This is a genomic window from Streptomyces niveiscabiei (assembly GCF_001419795.1).
GTDB lineage: Bacteria > Actinomycetota > Actinomycetes > Streptomycetales > Streptomycetaceae > Streptomyces > Streptomyces niveiscabiei.
The window spans coordinates 1-2,183 of the sequence record NZ_LIRL01001329.1 but is presented as its reverse complement, the minus strand read 5'-3'; the positions used below and the strand labels follow the sequence as shown (position 1 = coordinate 2,183).

Here is a 2,183-nt window from a genome sequence, read left to right as displayed (position 1 = left end):
CGGTGTTCATGGGGCCGGGGGCGTCGTTGACGTAGGTGCCGACGTTGGCGGCGACGTTGCCGATACCGCCGCGCTGGTGGTCGTTGCGTACGGCCGGGGGCTGCTCCGGGGCGGGCCGCTGTTCGGCGGGGCGGGTCTTGTCGAGGGCGGCCAGGGCCGGGATCTGGCCGGACAGGCGGTCGCCGAGGCGGGTGATGTCGTCGTCGAAGGTGGCGAGTTCGACCCGGGTGTACTGGCATTCGGCGAGTTCGGCGATCGACTGCGGCAGCCGCCGGGGGTCCAGCTGCTCCACGTGGCGGCCGATGAACACCGGCACGATCAGCGCGCCCGACGCCAGCGCCTCCTCTATCTCCCGGCGCACCCAGTCCTGCGGGGCGTGCAGGGCCGGCCGGTCGGGCCGGTCACGGTCGGGGGTGTCCGCCCACCCCTCGTGGATCAGGGCGAGCAGCACCCGGCAGCGGCGCACCGCGCCGTCCAGCACCCCGGCGTAGTTGTCGCCCAGCTCGATCGACTTCTTGGCGAGGAAGACGGAGTCCCGGCCGAAGCGGGCCGAGAGGGCCTGGTCGCAGAGGTAGGCGGTCTCCTTGCCGCCCTTGGTGCGGTAGTTGACGAAGATCTCGTGCATGGGTCGGGTCCCTTCGGGGTCACAGGGGCAGATGAGGCATCAGGTCGCGCACCGAGCGGTTGCGGGCATGCCGGCGCAGGACCCGGGTGAGGCGGCGCAGGTCGGCGGAGACGGTCGCCGAGTGCACCAGCCGGACGGACGGCAGCAGGTCGGCGGCGATCAGGCAGGCGTGGTCGATCTCGCCCGCCACCGCGTGGGCGAGCGCCCGGCGTACGCCGTACCGGGCCCGCGTCCGGTAGGCGTGCGGCGGGATCCGGGCCGTCTCCCGGTCGAACAGCTCCGCCGCCTCCCGGGCCCGGCCCAGGTCGTACAGGCACCAGCCCGTGAACATCGACACCACGTCGGGCACATGGGAGGCGCCGAGGACGGGCTGGCCGGGGTCGGCGGCGTCGGCCGCCAGCAGGTCGCGGGCCTGGTCGAGGCTGCGCAGACAGCCCGCGTGGTCGCCGGCCACCGCCCTCGCCTGGGCCAGATGCTGGGCGGCCAGGCCCCGGACCCGTAGCGGAGCCGCGCTGTGCAGGGCGAGGACGGCCAGGTCGGCGGCCTCGGTGACATCACCCCGGTAGAGGCTCACCAGCGACCTTCTGACCTGCGCGTACGTCGCTAGGACCGGGTCCGCTCCGGCGTCGGCGAGATGGACGGAGCGGTCCGTCCACCAGATCGCGGCGGTGTCGTCGCCGCTCTCCTGCGCCATCCAGCCGGCGTACTCCGCGTACCGGGCGGCCAGCCGCAGCAAGGGCTGCCGGCCACGGGTGCCGCCTTGCTTCGCGAACTGCTCCAGGGTGTGGATCTGCGCGATGAGCGGCGGCAGCACGCCCGCCGGGCCGGACGCCTGGCCGAGCCTGCGGTACTGGTCGAACAGTGCGCGGGAGACGTCCAGAACCGTTTCGGCACCCTCCTGTGCCGGAGCCGGCGCGCCCGGGTGCAGGGTGAGGACCGACGCGGCTCCGGCGGCGATCAGCCCCCGGCGCGTCACCGGTTGGAACGAGCTCGGACCGTCCTTGCTCAGTCGCATCAACCACACCTCGTCGTCGTTGCCGGGAACAGGTACGGACGGTCCGGTGTGCCGGCGCGGAACGAGCGCGGCGAGCGCCCCGTCCGCCTTGAGCTCGCTGTCGCACAGCCGGGCCAGCTCGGGCGTCGGGGGCGTCAGCCCTCGTTCCACCTTGCTGAGGTAGCCCTTGCTGTAGTGCACCCGCAGCCCGAGCTGTTGCAGGGACCACCGTGCCGCGAGCCGCCTGGTGCGCAGCTCCTGCCCGAAGTCCCGCGTCTCCTCCAGCACATCGACCTCCGTCGCTCACCGGCCACCGCCGACGAGCGCCGCGCTTCAGCCTGCGGCAGTCGTCCGGGGCCCAACAAGGCGAAACAGGCGTTTCCCGTTTCCTCTCAGTGGAGCGAATCCGGCCGCGCCGCAGGTGTCGAGAAAGCGGTTTCGGACACGGGGGTGCCCGGTGGCGGAGATCTTTTCCGTGGGCGGCTCGGCGGGCGTTGTCAGTGGGGTTTGGTATCTATGAGGGTGTGAGTAGTGGGAACGGGTTGGGGAGTGGGGGCGAGGTGG

2 protein-coding genes are annotated in these 2,183 nt (G+C 72.7%); both read right to left on the bottom strand.

What is annotated here, in order from left to right:
• Nucleotides 1–625, bottom strand: a 625-nt coding sequence (locus AOK24_RS43695) for a TIR domain-containing protein (protein WP_055725375.1), incomplete at its 3' end; no start/stop codon positions are given.
• Nucleotides 626–644: 19 nt separating this feature from the next.
• A complete protein-coding gene (locus tag AOK24_RS43690; RefSeq protein ID WP_055725374.1) occupies nt 645–1,907 on the bottom strand; it encodes a helix-turn-helix domain-containing protein in 1,263 nt (420 codons plus the stop codon).
• Nucleotides 1,908–2,183 lie beyond the last annotated feature (276 nt).